Raw genomic sequence first — 15,619 nt, 5'->3', positions numbered from 1 at the left:
CCAGGATCAAACTCTCCAAGAAAGTTGATTAGCTCATTTTTTACGTTGGCTTAGTTTCTTAATTGAAACTAAAAATTTTGTTTGTTTTCACGATTTTGTTTGTTTAGTTTTCAAAGATCAATTTCTCATTCGCTCGTAAGCGACTTTATTAATATAACACAAAGCATTTGAAAGTGTCAATAACTTTTTTTAAACCGTCACTTACGAAAACATCATTTAGTTTGTTTCGCAGCGACGGTTATTAATATACCAAGTAACAACGAAAAGGTCAATAGGTTTTATTGTTTTTTTATGATAATTTTTTATTGAGTCGATAACCTCTATGAAAAACCCCCTGGCCCTTCGTTTCAATATTAACTACTTCTATCAAATGTTTATCAATTAAATATTCAAGAAGCACTCCCAAATCGACTGAGTATGGGAGCAACTCTTCTTCACTCATAATTTCATTAAACATCCAAATTTCCTTACGACTAAGAATATCTAACAAATGGACTGTCCCAATATTTGTTCTCGAATGGATCATGAACTCGCTAGCAAGGAACAGCAGCTCAAGTCTTTTCTCAAGCGTTTCTTCGCTATAGACAAGTTCTTCGTATAGTTTAAAAATTTCAGGTTCAATCTGTTTTACTTGATTCCAAACAGTCAGTTCTGGATGGAGTCCATTTTCTAATATAGCTAACCTGGCAAGATGGTGCAGCGAATGGACAACATAGTTGTATGCATCTAAAAACTGATGACCTTCAAATAAAGCTTTGCCATCTACATATCGCCGAATCAATTTGGCAAATTCTAAACCCATTTTTATTTTGCGTCCGTTAAAAGGAAATTCTCGCAATTCCGTTTTTAAATTGGCTACGTATTCGTTTCGATCAAAAATGATTTTTGCCTCATGAAGCCATTCAAATATTTTCCGATTCGATCCTAATAATATCCACTCTTGCAACTGCGCTTCTGTGATGATATGCATTGCTGCCTTTTTATCGTAGTAAGTATAGTGCTTAATGAATAGCGGCTGATCCGCTTCTTTGACAAGAACTAAGAGAATTTCATCAAATGAATCTGTTATGTGGCTTAACTTTTGTTTTTTTTGTACCATTAATACTCCAAGGGTATTTAATTGGCTCGCCCTTTCTTGATAAATAGGCCGAAGGATGTCTTCCATCTTCATTCCTCCATTTTTTTCAGGTAGCAATATAAGTTCGACAAGGAAAACAAATCTCCTTCTTTATTCAAAGACAAATTTCGACATTCTTCTACCTAGATTTTTTCTTTTCTATTTATAAATATGGTATAGTTTTCTCTAGGAGGGAGTTACATGGCAAAATATTCGAGTAAAATAAATAAAATTCGTACCTTTGCATTATCGTTAATTTTCATTGGTTTCATTGTTATGTATGGTGGTATCTTTTTTCGATCTTCACCACTTATTATGACCATTTTTATGATTTTGGGCCTACTTTTTATTATTGCCAGTACTATTGTTTATTTTTGGATTGGAATGCTTTCTACAAAAACCATCCAAGTAAAATGTCCAAGCTGCGGTAAGCATACTAAAATGCTTGGTAGAGTGGATATGTGTATGTATTGTCGTGAGCCATTAACCCTTGACCCTAATTTAATAGGCAAGGAATTCGATGAGTCCTATAATAAAAAATCCTAAAAATAAAAAGAGGAAGAAGTAAACCAATCTGCAGAATAGCTGCCATGGATTACTTCTTCCTCTTTTATTTGCACCAAAAGACTGATTTTTTAAAAATCAGCCGCCATCCTATTTAATGCACTTCTTTACTTGCGCACTCTGGGCAAGAACCGTAAATTTCCATACGATGATTCTCGACTTTAAAGCCGGTTACATGCGATGCTAAGTGCTCCACTTCATCTAAGCCCGGATAAAGGAAGTCAACAATTTTCCCACACTTCTCACATATAACATGATAATGATGGGATGTTACAAAATCAAAACGACTGGAGGCATCTCCAAAAGTTAATTCCTTCACTAGACCCACTTCACGAAATACTCGTAAATTATTGTAAACTGTCGCCACACTCATATTAGGGAATTTTCCCTCTAGAGCTTTATAAATATCATCTGCGGTAGGATGTGACATCGAGTTTATTAAATATTCAAGTATCGCATGACGCTGCGGAGTAATCCGTACCCCTGTTTCTTTTAAGGTATCCAACGCTTCTTTTAACTGATTCATCGCCATGCACCTTCTTTCTAAAAAGTATTCTTAGATTATAATTGTTATAATTAATTTTACTAAGTAATTTGTACTTTTGTCAATATTGGTTATCTCATTAACGGGAAATGTTTATTTCCATTTTCCATGTTTGTTTGTATTTTATGATAAATATTATCAATTATTTCTTTCCCTTGAAAATTTTCATTATTAAATGATTCACCGCAAGTCCAAACATAGAAATTATTTCATGATATATCCCATATACGCTTATATAAATTGAAATTTAGAAATCCTTTTTATTTCCATAAAAAAAGGGGCCACTATGGACCCAAAGTTTATCTGAGGAGGTATGCCCTAATAAAATGATATTCAATCTAACGTTTCTTGCATTGGACAAATGCCTTTTCTGCACAAAATAGGCTTCAGTAAGCAGATCAGCTTAACTGTTCTCGTATGTAAGATAAAGCCTCTTCTACATGACCTTTAACTTTGACCTTTCTCCATTCTTTGACGAGTTTGCCTTCCTTATCAATAATAAAAGTAGATCTTTCTATACCCATGTATTCTTTCCCAAAGTTTTTCTTTAACTTCCAAACTCCAAATGCTTCCGCTAAAAGATTTTCCGTATCTGCAAGTAGCAAAAATGGCAAACCATATTTCTCTACAAATTTCTGATGGCGGTCAACCGGATCCGGACTGACTCCCAAAATCACGGCATTTACCTCAGTAAATTGTTGAATTTGATCCCGAAAATCACATGCTTCGGTTGTACAGCCCGGAGTCATGTCTTTTGGATAAAAATAAATAACAACATTTGTGCCCCGAAATTTTGAAGGATTTACTGTTTCTCCATTATTGGCTTCTAACTCAAAATTAGGTACCTGCATTCCGATTTCAACATTCATCCCTACCACTCCCATTGTAAATTATTCCTTATCATTAGCGTAGCAAAATCCCAGCTGACAAAACAACTATCCTGCATCGCTAACTTACTTTTTCCCGATCAAAAACAACGCGGGCAACAAATGCAGCTGGTAGTGTATAACCGATCAAGGCCTCTATAACGGTAAGGATTCTTCCTATCCCATGTGGGATGACATCGCCATTCCCAACTGAAAATAGGGTCATTGCACTAAAGTAAAAGCTTGTTTCAAAAATATTTTTGTTTTGATTATTTACCTCTATCAATAATGACATTCCGATTAACTCAAAAAGCAAATAAATAAGACCAAATCCAATAATAACAGTCAAATACACAGAACCTAAATACAAAAAATTATCAATCGATACCAATTTACCTTTTACGGTATTTGGAATAAAAAGCGTCCTTAAACTCATAAAGATGCAAAAGATGACGATTGGAAGCAAGAAAAAAAACACCACAGACCACCTCATTTTAACATCTGGTATTTAATTTCTATGCACGCTTGACCAATAAAATATCAAATTCTAGTTAATTGCCCGCACCTCGGTATTTTTTTACCCCTTGATTCCAAAGCATTACGGAAAGTACGAAAAAAACAATTCCCATCACAGGTGTTAAGAACGAATACCAAAACCATTCTTTTTTTTCAAGGAAAAAGGCAGCAGGATAAACACCAACAAAGGCAAATGGCATCACCCATGTTAGTACAAAACGAATTAGTTTATTATAGATATTAACTGGGTACCTGCCATAGTTGCTAATATTGTACATCATCGGCATAAGAGATGTACGCGCATCTGCCCAAAAGCTAATGCAGGCGATCATGATGAAAACTCCACCATAAACCAATGCCCCACCGAGGACAAAAACAATAAATAAGATTGGATCGAACCAATGGACTTCCAGTCCCAATCGACTCCCCGCATAAAACATGACAGCAAGTCCTGTTAATGCCCCTAACAATGATTCCAATTCAATTCGTTCAAGAATTATTTGAAAGAGACTGTGTATCGGCCTTGTTAAGATACGATCCAGCTCCCCCTTTACTATATAGCGCTCATTAAAATCCCAAATGTTAAAGAAGGCAGAAAAGACTGCGGAAGGTACTAGAAAAAATCCATAGATAAATATGATTTCATCCCTGTTCCAGCCATTTAACAAATTGGTATGTCCAAAGACGACCAATATGAAAATAAGGTTTATTGCTTGTGATAGTAAATCAGAGAAAAACTCTACAAATATATCTGCTCGATATTGAAGTCTCGTTTTTAAATATTGAGATATATATTGAAAAAACATAGATATATAAAACAACTCTTACCCCCCTTGAATAATCAGTTGTTTCTTCGCCAAAACCCAAAGAATTTGGATTGGAAAAAATAATATGATTACCCAAACAAATTGTTGAGAAATTGCTTCTAGTGCCTGGGTATGGGAAAAACCTTTAGTAACAATCATACTGGGAAAATAACTAATTCCTTGAAAGGGAAGAAATTTCATCACATCCTGTGCCCAGCCTGGAAAAAAACTAATCGGCAGTAGCAGCCCTGAAAATAAATCAATAACGACACGTTTTGCCCGAATTAGCCCAGAGTTATTATATAAGAAGAAAGTAGTAATCCCAGTTAATAAATTCAGTTCCGTATTAATAAAAAAACTTAACAGGATGGAGAGCGCAAACAATCCCCAGACACTTGGATCCCAGGTAAATTTAATAGGAAAGACGAAGTAAACAATGATCATTCCCGGTGCAGAAAAAAAGAATAACCTGAAAATCCCTTCCCCCAGACCTTGCATCGTTTTCATACCAAGATAATTATAGGGCCTGATTAATTCAATAGCCACTTTACCTTCCATAATTTCTAATGCCATTTCACGATCAAGATTGTTGAAGTAAAATGCTCGCGCCATCCAGGAGACCGCTACATATGTGGTCATCTGAGTGACAGATAAACCAACAATATGTTCCTTAGAACCATAGATCGCCGACCATAAAAAATAATATGCCCCAATGTTAATGCTATAGATTAGAATTCCTGTGTAATAATTGGTACGGTATGCAAGCATCATTAAAAAGCGGATTCTAATCATTTCAAGGTATTTCTCCACTTATACTGCACCCTTTTCATAAATATTTCGAATGATTTCTTCTGTAGATGTTTCGTTTATTTTAATATCTTTAATTTTAAATGCAGCTACTACTTTGGCAATTACTTGTGAAATAAGTTCATCATTATCTTCAAGTGTTGCGGTAAAGATTTGCTCTTTTTCGTCAAGGTCCCACTTAACAGGCATTCCGCTGGTTAGATTTTGCACGGCAGAAATTCCAACCTTCTCAAGAAACTGAAACTGAAGTTCTTTCCCTTCGCCCCATTTCTCCTGGAGATTCTTAAGCGCACCATCATAAATAACCTTACCTTCATCGAGCATAATCACCCGCTCGCATAATGCCTCAATATCGGTTAAATCGTGTGTGGTTAAGAGGATTGTCGTCTGATATTTCTCATTGATTTCTTTTAAAAAATCACGAATCTTCAACTTAACGAGTACATCTAAGCCGATCGTCGGTTCATCCAAAAACAATAGTGGCGGATTATGAATCAATGCAGCCGCAAGCTCACACCGCATTCTTTGGCCAAGAGATAATTTGCGCACAGGCTTATCTAAGAGCGGCTCGATATCTAATGTTTGTATCACATGATTCATGTGGCTGTTATAATCTGCATCTGATACCTTATACACCTTTTTTAAAAGGCGAAAGGATTCTTGAACAGCAATATCCCACCATAATTGCGAACGCTGTCCGAAAACAACTCCAATGGTTTGAACAAATCGTTCCCGTTCTTTATGAGGATTCATTCCATTTACTGTGATCTCCCCTGAAGAGGGCGTTAAAATTCCTGTAAGCATTTTAATCGTAGTTGATTTCCCGGCACCGTTTTCACCGATATAACCGACCATTTCACCCTTTTTCACTGTAAAATTAATATCATTTACAGCCGGAACAACTCTATAATTTCTTGTTAGTAAGTCCCGAAACGCCCCTTTTAAACCTGTCCTGCTGGAATATGACTTAAACTCTTTTCGTAAATTTTTGACTTCTATCACATTTTTCATTTTTTCCTCCCGAAACAATGCCCTAAAGAATTAGTTTAGCCAATTGAGGTTGATAAAACAACAATCAAGCACCCCATTAATTTTCGCAAAAGTGAAAACAGATTAAGTGGGTGAAGAAAAGTGATAAAATAGGTAAGAAGCAATTTAAGGAGGAAAAAAAATGAAATTTATTAATTCAGAAAGATTACATAATGAAGCACTTGAACACATAGTTGGTGGAGTTAATAGCCCCTCTCGTTCTTATAAAGCTGTTGGCGGAGGTGCTCCGGTTGTAATGGAGCGCGCACAAGGTGCTTACTTTTGGGATGTCGACGGCAATCAGTATATCGATTATCTCGCAGCATATGGGCCCATTATTACCGGTCATGCCCACCCACATATCACAGAGGCAATCAAACGTGCGGCAGAAAGCGGCGTCCTTTATGGTACACCAACACCTCATGAAGTGAAATTTGCGAAAATGTTAAAAGAAGCAATTCCTTCTATGGAAAAAGTTCGTTTCGTAAACTCTGGAACGGAAGGCGTGATGACAACGATCCGAGTTGCTCGTGCCTACACTGGCAGAGATAAAATTATTAAATTTGCAGGCTGTTATCACGGTCATTCAGACCTCGTCCTTGTTGCAGCAGGCTCGGGGCCATCTACATTAGGCACTCCAGATTCTGCGGGTGTTCCGAAAAGTATTGCCCAAGAAGTGATAACGGTACCTTTCAATGATATCGAACCATTTAAAGAGGCAATTGCTAAGTGGGGCGACCAAATCGCAGCAGTATTAGTGGAACCCATTGTCGGTAACTTTGGGATTGTAGAACCGAAGCCAGGTTTCTTGCAGGAAGTTAATGAGATTACTCATTCAGCAGGCGCACTTGTGATTTATGATGAAGTCATCACGGCCTTCCGCTTTATGTACGGCGGTGCTCAAGATTTATTAGGCATCCAGCCAGATCTAACCGTGTTAGGTAAAATCATTGGGGGTGGTCTTCCCATTGGTGCCTACGGTGGCCGAAAAGAAATTATGGAAACCGTTGCACCGCTCGGACCAGCCTACCAGGCAGGGACAATGGCAGGGAATCCCGCTTCCATCCTTTCAGGTATCGCCTGTCTAGAGGTTTTAAAACAAGAAGGAATATATGACTATTTAGACCGTTTAGGTGCGATGCTTGAAGAAGGAATTTTAGAGGCAGCTAAGGAAAATAACATTCAAATAACCATTAATCGTTTGAAGGGTGCGTTAACTGTTTATTTTACAAATGAAAAAATCGAAAACTATGTACAAGCTGAAAACACAAACGGTGAAACATTTGCAAAGTTCTTTAAACATATGCTCCATCAAGGAATAAACCTTGCTCCATCCAAATATGAAGCATGGTTCTTGACAATCGCTCATACTGAAGCAGATATTGAAGCAACACTACATGCGGTAAGAAATGCATTTTTCTCACTTACTAACGAATAAATATGCACATTTTATGCACAAAAGGGAGTGGGAATCACTTCCTTTTTTATATAAAACCTTCTTGAAAACGTTTACAATAAGATGTTCCCTCATTTATCCTACACCTTTTAACCACTTTTTTCTTATCCAAATTACTGCATATTTATTTGATTTCTGAAAATTCTTATGATACTATTATATTATTATTTTTAGATATACTTTTTAACTTTATACCTCGTTAAAGTAACAACCGAAAACTAACTACAAACACTATATTCTCAAACTTTAAGTTTCATAGGAGGTGAAAGAGGCCTTAGCAGATATCTGCTAAAGCCTAATAAGATGACACAAAAATGGACCCCTTCCCTTTTCAAAGATTTCCATAAACAAGAACACGATGCCTGCGGGATTGTCGCATGCCTTGAAAAAACTAAGAGCCCAACTAGAAAAAATATATTTGATTGTATAGACGCTCTTGTGACAATGAATCATCGCGCAGGTTTTATTAACGGTGAAGGCGATGGCGTTGGCATTCATACCGATATCCCTGTCGAGCTTTGGAAAGAAAAATTGCTTCAGGCTGGCCAGGAACCATCACTAGCTGAAAAAGAAGAATTTGCTGTTGGTCATGTTTTCATTAGTCAAAAGGTAAACTGGGAAACTACCAAACAAGAATTAATTAAGAAGTTGGAAAAATACGACTTTGATTTAATTTATGAAACTGATAAGGTTACGGACACTTCTGCACTTGGTCCCATTGCCATTCAGGAAAACCCTGTTTTTTGGCAATTTGCCTGTCTTTCCACAAAAAAAGGGCAGAAATTATCAAAATCCCTTTTCGATGCATTAGTTGATTTAGAAACAAACGAGCATGTCCATGTGGCTTCACTAAGTCAGAACCATGTGGTTTATAAGGTAATGGGGGCTGGGGATATTCTTCCACGTTACTATTATGACCTTGCGAATCCACTTGTTGCTTCAACCATGACACTCGGACATAATCGCTATTCTACGAATACACTTTCAAGCTTTTTCCGGGTACAGCCGTTTAGTGTTCTCGGGCATAATGGGGAGATTAATACCATTGCAAAGCTTCGTGATGAAGCAAAAATGATTGGTGTACCGCTTGTCAAGGAGGGAAGTGACTCCCAAGATCTAAGCCGTACAATGGAAACATTAATTTGCCGTGAAGGATTTTCATTATTTGAAGCAATGGATGTTTTATTCCCGCCAATTATCAATGAAATTAAGGCATATCCTGAAAATCTCCAAGATCTATATACCTATTTAAGGGAAGCATGGGGACACTTTGCCCAAGGACCTGCAGGTATTATTTCTAGATTTGGAGATGAAGCAGTATTTAGTGTGGATGCTCTTGGCCTTCGTCCGCTTTGGATGCTTGAAATTGATAGTTCTTATCTGTTTTCTTCAGAACCAGGAATCATTTCTTCAAGCGAATATACGAACGATCCGAAGCCTTTAGCACCAGGTGAAAAGGTTGGCTTTAAATGGAACGGTGAAACGTTAGAAGTATATGAACAAGCTCGTTTTCAGAATGAGGTCTATACTCGTTTCTCTGATAAGTTAAATTTCAATGAATCGAGAACGCGTTTGCTGCCACCAGCTTTAGGTAAAACAGTTACGATGAATTATCCTGACAAAATCCATAATGGACAATATAAAGCTTTTGGCTGGGAAAGAGATCATATCCAATTAATCGAACAAATGGCAGAAAAAGGTGTGGAACCCATTCGTTCACTTGGCCATGATGCCCCACTTGCTGCGCTTAACCCAGAGCGTAAAAATATTGCCGATTATTTTAAAGAAAGTGTTGCCGTTGTAACGAATCCTGCTATTGATAGAGACCGTGAAACAGAACACTTTTCCACACGTGTAATTATTGGTAAGCGTCCAACCTTATTCAATAAAGAAAATAGTGAAACTGTAATCGAACTAACAACTCCTCTATTATTGGAAGGAAAAGCTGGCTACAGCCTATCTGAAAGTTTAGATCAGCCAAGTTTTGATCAAGTTGTCCACCATTTTCAGGAACAAAAGTTAGTAACCTTTATATCTACGACCTTCAAAAAAGAAGAAAAGTTAGAGCTTGCATTAGAAAGACTTGCAAATGAAGCCGTTCAAGCAGTTCAGGCTGGAAAAACATTACTTGTTCTTGATGATGCAAAAGCACACCAAGAAGATTCCTATTGGATTGATCCGCACTTAGTAACATCTGCGATTGATCAAGCACTAGTTAAGGCAGAAATAAGAAGGGATTGTTCTTTAGTTCTACGTTCTGGAGCTATACGATCACTTCATGACATTATCACTGCTTTTGGATTAGGGGCAGATTTAATTAGCCCATATTACATGTTCTTAACGGTTCAAGACGAGACAACTAAGCCTTTAACCAATCTATATAGTGCTTTGACAAAAGGATTAGAAAAAGTAATTTCAACAATAGGCATTCACGAACTGAGAGGTTACGGCCGCCTTTTCTCAAGTATCGGATTACATGAGGAAATCGCTAGCCTATTAAACATCGTTAACTTTTTTGGCTCGAAGGAACTTGAGACTGATTTTGAAGCCATGAAGATGGATGCTTTGTCTAGAGCAGAAGATTACCATAATGAAAAGGAAAGAGTCGGAAAGACTTTCCATCTCTTCCCACGTATATGGAAGGCCATTGGTGAAGTGGCTGCTACTGGTGACTACAGTAGTTATCGTGATAAAATCTCTGAACAAGAAACGGAGAATCCAACAACGATTCGCCATTTAGTTCAACTTAAAAAGAGTCATAAATCTCTCTCACCTGATGAGGTTAATCTTCGTGTTGGGGACCATGATTTACCGTTTCTTATTTCTTCAATGTCATTTGGCTCTCAGAATGAAACAGCATTCAGAGCTTATGCTGAAGGAGCAGACCGGTTAAACATGATAAGCCTAAATGGTGAAGGCGGAGAAATCAAAGATATGCTTGGCAAATATCCAAAAACAAGAGGTCAGCAGATTGCCTCTGGAAGATTTGGCGTAAATGCTGAACTACTTAACTCTTCGAATCTATTAGAAATCAAAATTGGGCAAGGCGCTAAGCCTGGTGAAGGCGGTCACTTACCAGGTTCAAAGGTAACTGCGAAGGTTGCAGAAGCACGTAATGCAACACTTGGTTCTGATTTGATCTCACCATCAAACAACCATGATATCTACTCAATTGAAGATTTAGCACAAATGATTCTTGAATTAAAAACGGCAAACGATCAAGCAAAAATTGCTGTTAAGGTTCCAGTTGTACCGAATATCGGAACAATTGCTGTCGGTATTGCCAAAGCTGGTGCAGACATTATCACCTTGAGCGGCTTCGATGGCGGTACTGGTGCTGCCAGAATACATGCCCTTCAGCATGTTGGTTTACCTGTAGAAATTGGTGTAAAAGCAGCACATAATGCCCTACTTGAAAGCGGCCTTCGCCATAAAGTAGAAATCTGGGCTGATGGTGGTATGAAGAGCGCCATGGACGTTATGAAGATCATGCTCCTTGGTGCAAACCGAGTTGGTTTCGGTACGCTTTCAATGCTGGCAATTGGTTGTACGACTTGCCGTGGCTGCCATTTAGACACCTGTCATGTTGGTATCGCGACACAAATTGAATCAGAAGCACAAGCAAAGGAGCATGGCTTACGACGTTTTGTTCCACGCCAATTAGAATTAGCAGTGCAGGGAATTATGAATCTCTTCACAGCCTTTGGGACAGAGTTGAAGACAATTGCAGCATCGGTTGGTATTCGCAATTTACAGGATGCTGTTGGACGTTCTGATTTATTAGAGCAAATGAAAGGCCAAGGCCAGCTTAGCCTCTCCTATTTGTTAAAGCCGCTAGAAATTAGCCAATTTGCAAAAACAGAAGCATCTAAATCAATTGAAGAAGTTCAAATGCAGGTTGCAGTGGGTGCAGAGTATCTTGATGGCAGTGTCGATCAGTTACACTCATCTCGCGAATTTGCAAGTGTCACTTCTGAACAACGTGTGCTAGGAAGCCGTGTTTCATGTCATCGTGTTCGTGGAAGACTTGATGGTTCATACAAGCAACTTCCATCCGTACAACTTAAATATAAGGGTGGTTCCATTCCTGGAAATGGTTTAGGTGCTTATAATAGTGAAGGAATTGACATCACTGTGAATGGCGGAGGTCAGGACGGTGTCGGAAAGACTTCTTTTGGTGGAAATATCTATATCCTAAAATCCAAGGGTAAAGATGGCAATTATTACAACGGTTCCGTCGGAAAAGGGTTTGGATATGGTGCTCAAAAAGGTCTTCTTGTTGCACAAGGAAATGCCGATGCACGTGCAGGGATTAGACTTTCAGGTGCTGACTTAATTATTGGCGGTGCTGTTAAGAAGCCACTTCCAGAAAAAGAAGCAGGTAACATTGGTTCAAATGCTAATATTAAAGGTTTTGCCTTTGAATACATGACTAATGGCCGCGGCCTTGTACTGGGAGACCCAGGACCATGGATTTGTGCAGGAATGACGGGCGGGGTTATCTATATTCGCCAGCAGCCTGAGATGGGATTAACGAAAGAAGCCATTCAAAGAAGGATTGCAAAAGGAGCTAAGGTTTCAGTTGTTGATCTAAACGAAAAAGGCAAACAGGATATTAACGAGCTATTAACCAAGTATACTGACTTGCTTGAACAGAATGGTCAGGCTGACGAAGCTAATCAACTTCGTGTACTTTTAACTGATCTTGAAAATCAATTTGTGCAGGTTCTTCCTGTCAAAGAACAAGCAGATCCAGCTGTATCAACAGAATGATCAAGAATACTAATAGTAACGTCCGCTGCTCAAGCGGGCGTTTTTTTATATGACATTTTCCTGTAACAAATGAAATATAAATTCATATAATTTCTCTTGATAATATATGATAATCAATGTATAGTAACTTATTGCTAATTGAAAAAGCGCCAGTTCTGTTTTCGATGTAAAACTGTTACCTGGGGCTGCCATAAACTATATATTTATTTTTGAAAGGAAACTATTTGGAATGAAATTAGGTGCCCGCATCTTAAAAACGGGAATTGCTATTGTGTTATCCCTTTACTTAGGTCAGTTATTACATTCACCCTCACCGGTATTCGCCGGCATTGCTGCCATATTTGCGATACAACCGACCATTTATCGCTCCTATTTAACAATCATTGAACAAATTCAAGGAAATATCATTGGTGCTTTACTTGCAGTTGTTTTTGTACTTCTGTTAGGAAATCATATTATTGTCATTGGCTTAGCTGCTATTATTGTGATTGGCATTAATTTAAAGCTCAAACTCGAAAATACGATTGGTTTATCACTTGTTACGTTAATATCCATAATGGAAACACCAGGTGGCGATTTCATACCATTTGCCGGGATCCGTTTTTCTACCATCATGATTGGGGTCTTTTCTGCATTTTTAGTCAATCTAGTGTTTATGCCACCAAAGTATGAAAATAAACTTTATTTTAGAATGACGAGCACAACGGAAGAAATTATTAGATGGATCCGTTTAAGCACTCGGCATGACTTCGATCATAATCTTCTCAAAACAGATATTGATAAATTAAAAGAGAATATCATTCAAATGGGCCAGTTCTACAGTATGTATAAAGAAGAACGCAGTTATTTTAAGAAAAATAGTCTGGAAAAATCACGTAAGCTTGTTATTTATCGACAAATGCATTCTGCAGCAAAAAAGGCACTTGATACTTTAAAAAGACTACATCGTTTTGAGAATGAATTATTACACCTTCCAGAAAAATTCCAACAATCGATACAGGAACAATTAGACTTCCTAATTTACCATCATGAACAGCTCATGCTTAGATTTATTGGTAAAATTCCAAACCCTCCTGCCGATTCTGAAAATACGATCTGCTTAAATAAAAAGGAATTATTTGATTTATTTTTAGTCCACCAGCAAGAAATTACCGACCATGATAATCCACTTCATTATCATACAATGCAAATCGTTGCTTCGATTATTGATTACGGTGAACAGGTAGAACATCTTGATACACTGATTACAAGCTTCCATTCGTATCATCATAATGAAGTCTCGATCGACGAAGAAAGTATATAAAAAACCGAAGCAAATTACTCTGCTTCGGTTTCTTTTTGTTCTAACTGCTGCACTTGAAAAAGTTTGTAATAATTTCCTTGCTTCGCCATCAACTCGTCATGTGTTCCGACTTCTACAATTTGACCATGTTCAATCAGGACAATTCGATTTGCGTGAGTAATCGTTGACAAACGGTGTGCCACAATAAAGGTAGTCCTATCCTTGGCTAACTCCTTGAGTGATTCTTGTATAGCATGCTCACTCTCTAAATCTAGTGCAGAGGTTGCTTCGTCAAGAATTAAGATAGGTGGATTTTTCAAAAAGACACGGGCAATCGCAACTCGTTGTTTCTGACCTCCAGAAAGCTTAACCCCGCGTTCGCCTACTTTGGTGTTATACCCTTCTGACAGGTTTAAGATAAACTCATCGGCATTGGCCGCTTTTGCAGCCATGTATACCTCTTCAGCAGAAGCACCTGGTTTCCCTAATAAAATATTATCCATAACCGATTCACTAAATAAAATATTATCCTGAAAAACCACACCAATTTTGTCTCTCAGAGTTTGAACCTTAAATTGACGGATGTCTACCCCGTCTAAAGTGATGCTTCCTTCGGTCACGTCGTAAAAACGGGGAATCAGACTAACAAGTGTGGATTTCCCGCCGCCGCTCATTCCTACGAGCGCTATCGTTTCTCCCCTTTTTACATCTAAAGTTATATTTGTCAAAACCATTTCCTCTTTTTTTTCATAAGAAAAATAAACATTCTTAAACGAAATGTCTCCGTGTACCTCGCTGCATTCTCTCGCATTAGGTTTATCCACGATATCATACTTCTCATCCAAAAATTCAAATACCCGATCCATAGATGCAAACGATTGAGTAATAGTGGTGGAAGAATTAACTAATCTTCTTAATGGATTGTAAAGTTTATCAATATAGGCAAAAAACGCAACCATTGTCCCAAGTGATAGTTGACCTTGAATGACGAGGTAAGCAGAATAGCCAATGACTATTAATGGGGCAATATCCGTAATGGTATTAACAGCCGAAAAGGCTTTCGCATTCCAGCTTGTATGCTGTAATGCCTTTTCTAAGAAGTTTTTATTTTGCTTATCAAATTGGCCTTGTTCATAGTCTTCGATCACAAAGCTCTTGATTACAGGCATCCCTTGCACCCGCTCATGTAAATAGGCCTGGACTTCGGCTAGGGCCTGTGAGCGCGAACGTGTCAATATCCGTAAATTCCCAAAGAAAAATCTAATCGAGAAGGCGTAGAGTGGAAACAGCAAAATCGAAACAAACGTCAGCTTAACATTCATAGAAAACATAAGAATAATTGCAATAATAATTGTGGCTATATCCAGCCAAAGGTTCATTAATCCTGAAATGACAAATGTCTTCGTTTGCTCAACATCATTGATGACTCGTGATATAATTTCTCCAGCACGGGTATTTGAAAAATACCTAAAGCTTAACTTTTGGATATGTGTGTACATCGTATCCCGAATATCATATAATATTTTACTGGACGTCCACTGGGCAAAATATTGCCGATAATATTCGATTGGCGGCCTCACGATGACAAAGATTACTATCATTACACCCATAATGAACATCAGTTTATCCATTTTTTCACCGTGGGATAGGGTAGGACTTCCAACAATGTCATCGACAACATATTTAATCAGCATCGGAATCATTAGTGGAATGGAAAATTTGATTACTCCAATGATAATTGTCCCAATTACTTGCAAACGGTATGGTTTTACAAATTGAAGATACCTGCGAATACTGCTCAAGTTGGTCCTCCTTTCGAAATCTTCTTTAATAAGCAAATAAAAACCTGTTGATCAAAT

12 protein-coding genes are annotated in these 15,619 nt (G+C 37.8%); 4 read left to right on the top strand and 8 right to left on the bottom strand.

Annotation, left to right across the window (positions count from 1 at the left end):
• Positions 1 to 289 precede the first annotated feature (289 nt).
• Positions 290 to 1,165 carry a nucleotidyltransferase-like protein gene (locus J7E63_RS11820; protein ID WP_215012317.1) on the bottom strand — a complete coding sequence of 292 codons (876 nt, stop codon included), beginning with the start codon at positions 1,163 to 1,165 and terminating at the stop codon, positions 290 to 292.
• Positions 1,166 to 1,318: 153 nt separating this feature from the next.
• Between J7E63_RS11820 and J7E63_RS11815 the strand changes: the two genes are divergently transcribed.
• Positions 1,319 to 1,663 carry a YgzB family protein gene (locus tag J7E63_RS11815; protein WP_088085881.1) on the top strand — a complete coding sequence of 115 codons (345 nt, stop codon included), beginning with the start codon at positions 1,319 to 1,321 and terminating at the stop codon, positions 1,661 to 1,663.
• Between the two features lie 112 nt (positions 1,664 to 1,775).
• Here J7E63_RS11815 and perR read toward each other — a convergent pair whose 3' ends face one another.
• The 6 genes from perR to J7E63_RS11785 form a co-directional block, all read right to left on the bottom strand.
• On the bottom strand, positions 1,776 to 2,213 hold the full coding sequence (gene perR, locus J7E63_RS11810; protein ID WP_026564336.1) for a peroxide-responsive transcriptional repressor PerR: 438 nt from the start codon (positions 2,211 to 2,213) through the stop codon (positions 1,776 to 1,778).
• A 410-nt stretch (positions 2,214 to 2,623) separates the two neighbouring features.
• The gene (gene bcp, locus J7E63_RS11805; RefSeq protein ID WP_215012315.1) at positions 2,624 to 3,094 is read right to left on the bottom strand and encodes a thioredoxin-dependent thiol peroxidase; all 471 of its coding nucleotides are present in this window, start codon (positions 3,092 to 3,094) and stop codon (positions 2,624 to 2,626) included.
• A 79-nt stretch (positions 3,095 to 3,173) separates the two neighbouring features.
• Complete coding sequence (locus J7E63_RS11800) at positions 3,174 to 3,572, bottom strand: ion channel (protein WP_215012313.1); 399 nt, start codon at positions 3,570 to 3,572, stop codon at positions 3,174 to 3,176.
• Positions 3,573 to 3,642: 70 nt separating this feature from the next.
• A complete protein-coding gene (locus J7E63_RS11795) occupies positions 3,643 to 4,428 on the bottom strand; it encodes an ABC transporter permease (RefSeq protein WP_215012311.1) in 786 nt (261 codons plus the stop codon).
• A gap of 3 nt (positions 4,429 to 4,431) precedes the next feature.
• A complete protein-coding gene (locus tag J7E63_RS11790; protein WP_215012303.1) occupies positions 4,432 to 5,223 on the bottom strand; it encodes an ABC transporter permease in 792 nt (263 codons plus the stop codon).
• Complete coding sequence (locus J7E63_RS11785) at positions 5,224 to 6,231, bottom strand: ABC transporter ATP-binding protein (RefSeq protein WP_215012296.1); 1,008 nt, start codon at positions 6,229 to 6,231, stop codon at positions 5,224 to 5,226.
• A gap of 160 nt (positions 6,232 to 6,391) precedes the next feature.
• On the opposite strand from J7E63_RS11785, the gene J7E63_RS11780 reads away from it, so the two are divergent.
• The 3 genes from J7E63_RS11780 (at position 6,392) to J7E63_RS11770 (ending at position 13,781) form a co-directional block, all read left to right on the top strand.
• On the top strand, positions 6,392 to 7,687 hold the full coding sequence (locus J7E63_RS11780) for a glutamate-1-semialdehyde 2,1-aminomutase (RefSeq protein WP_215012288.1): 1,296 nt from the start codon (positions 6,392 to 6,394) through the stop codon (positions 7,685 to 7,687).
• Positions 7,688 to 8,008: 321 nt separating this feature from the next.
• Positions 8,009 to 12,478, top strand: a complete 4,470-nt coding sequence (locus tag J7E63_RS11775; protein ID WP_215012286.1) for a glutamate synthase-related protein — start codon at positions 8,009 to 8,011, stop codon at positions 12,476 to 12,478.
• A gap of 229 nt (positions 12,479 to 12,707) precedes the next feature.
• Entirely contained in the window at positions 12,708 to 13,781 is a 1,074-nt protein-coding gene (locus J7E63_RS11770) for an FUSC family protein (RefSeq protein WP_215012284.1), read from the top strand.
• Positions 13,782 to 13,795: 14 nt separating this feature from the next.
• Here the strand turns inward: J7E63_RS11770 and J7E63_RS11765 are convergent, their stop codons facing one another.
• Positions 13,796 to 15,562, bottom strand: a complete 1,767-nt coding sequence (locus J7E63_RS11765; protein WP_215012276.1) for an ABC transporter ATP-binding protein — start codon at positions 15,560 to 15,562, stop codon at positions 13,796 to 13,798.
• Positions 15,563 to 15,619 lie beyond the last annotated feature (57 nt).

The organism is Bacillus sp. ISL-75 (genome assembly GCF_018613095.1).
Note: the sequence above shows the minus strand (reverse complement) of the source record. Positions and strands in the feature narration are given on the sequence as shown.